2 protein-coding genes are annotated in these 1319 nt (G+C 66.7%); both read left to right on the forward strand.

All coding sequences use genetic code 11. From position 1 onward, the window contains the following. Positions 1-566, forward strand: a 566-nt coding sequence (locus tag AD89_RS0116140; protein ID WP_025780547.1) for a thiamine pyrophosphate-dependent enzyme, incomplete at its 5' end; no start/stop codon positions are given. 171 nt (positions 567-737) lie between these two features. Beyond that, on the forward strand, positions 738-1319 hold a 582-nt coding region (locus AD89_RS20420), incomplete at its 3' end, for a hypothetical protein (RefSeq protein WP_025780549.1).

The following is a 1319-nucleotide window of genomic DNA, read 5'->3' on the forward strand; positions in this document are numbered from 1 at the left end:
CGGCGAGCCGCCTCGGCGAGATTCTGCCGAAGGATCGGGTCGTCGTCTCCGACGGCGGACATTTCATCGCCTGGGCGAACATGTTCTGGGAACCCAGCGCACCGGACCGGCTGGCGATGGTCGGCACCGCGTTCCAATCGATCGGGCTCGGCTGGCATTCCGTCGCCGGAGCCGCCCGCGCGAACCCGGAGTCGACGATCGTGCTCACCAGCGGTGACGGCGGCGGAGCCATGGCATTGTCCGACCTCGACACCGCGATCCGGGTCGCCGACGGTCGCGGAATGGCCGTGGTCTTCAACGACGCGGCCTATGGCGCCGAGGTCAACTTGTACGGGCTCAAGGGGCTGGAGAAGTCACCCATGCTCATCGACGAGATCGACTTCGCGGCCCTGGCCACGGCCGCCGGCGGACACGGCGTCGTCGTCCGATCCCTGTCCGATCTCGACATCGTCGAGGAGTGGAAGGCTCGTCCGGTCGACGAACGGCCCTTCCTGCTTCTCGACCTGCGGATCTCCGGCGAGGTCATCGCGCCGTACCAGGAAGAGGTCATTCGCGTGAACTCGTGACCGCGCCTGGCCGGGTGCACAGCTGGTGGCGGCCCGGGTGCAGACGCTGGTCTTGCTGTGCCGACCGACCCCAGGTGACGAGGCGCCACAGCTTCTCCAGCCGGCCCTGTCAGAAACGGCGCAGCCACAGAGTTGAGACGACGACTGTCCATATTCGTACCGCTGCGTCCGTTGGTGCTGAGCAACTACGTCGGCGCTATCGTGATCTTTGTCGCCGTTCGGCTGGCAGTGCCCGACTTCGCCCGGTTCGACGGTGGCGATGCGACGTCGTTCCGCCTCGGTGGCGGTGGCCTGTCGTTCGATCAGGGTGCAGTCATTCGATCGCAGCATCAGATCGATCGCGATCGCGGCGATGACCAGGGCGAACCCCATGAGCGCAAAGGTCGCACCGTCGGCCGTGACCAGGGGACAGACGATGTTCGCGACTGCGAGAATGACAATGACGGCGACGCTCATCCGGCTCGACGATGTTCGGGCGAGCATTGCCAGCACCGTCAGGCTCAGCCACAGAGTCGACAGACTCAGCGTGGCGGCGACGGCAGCCAAGGCGAGGCCGCCGAGCAGTCCGAGGACTGCCCACTCCAGCCGTGCAGCCCGTCCCGGACGCAACTGAGCTCGAATGAGGATGGGCAAGCCGACGGCCACGGCGATGACGATCGTGATCGGCCGAGTGGTCGGAACTCCGGGGTCTCGCGAGGGCGTCGCGAAGAGGGTGCCCAGATGTTGGTACGGCGGTCGTCGCCGTGGGAGGTC

This window comes from Brevibacterium sp. VCM10 (assembly GCF_000583215.1).
Classification (GTDB): domain Bacteria; phylum Actinomycetota; class Actinomycetes; order Actinomycetales; family Brevibacteriaceae; genus Brevibacterium; species Brevibacterium linens.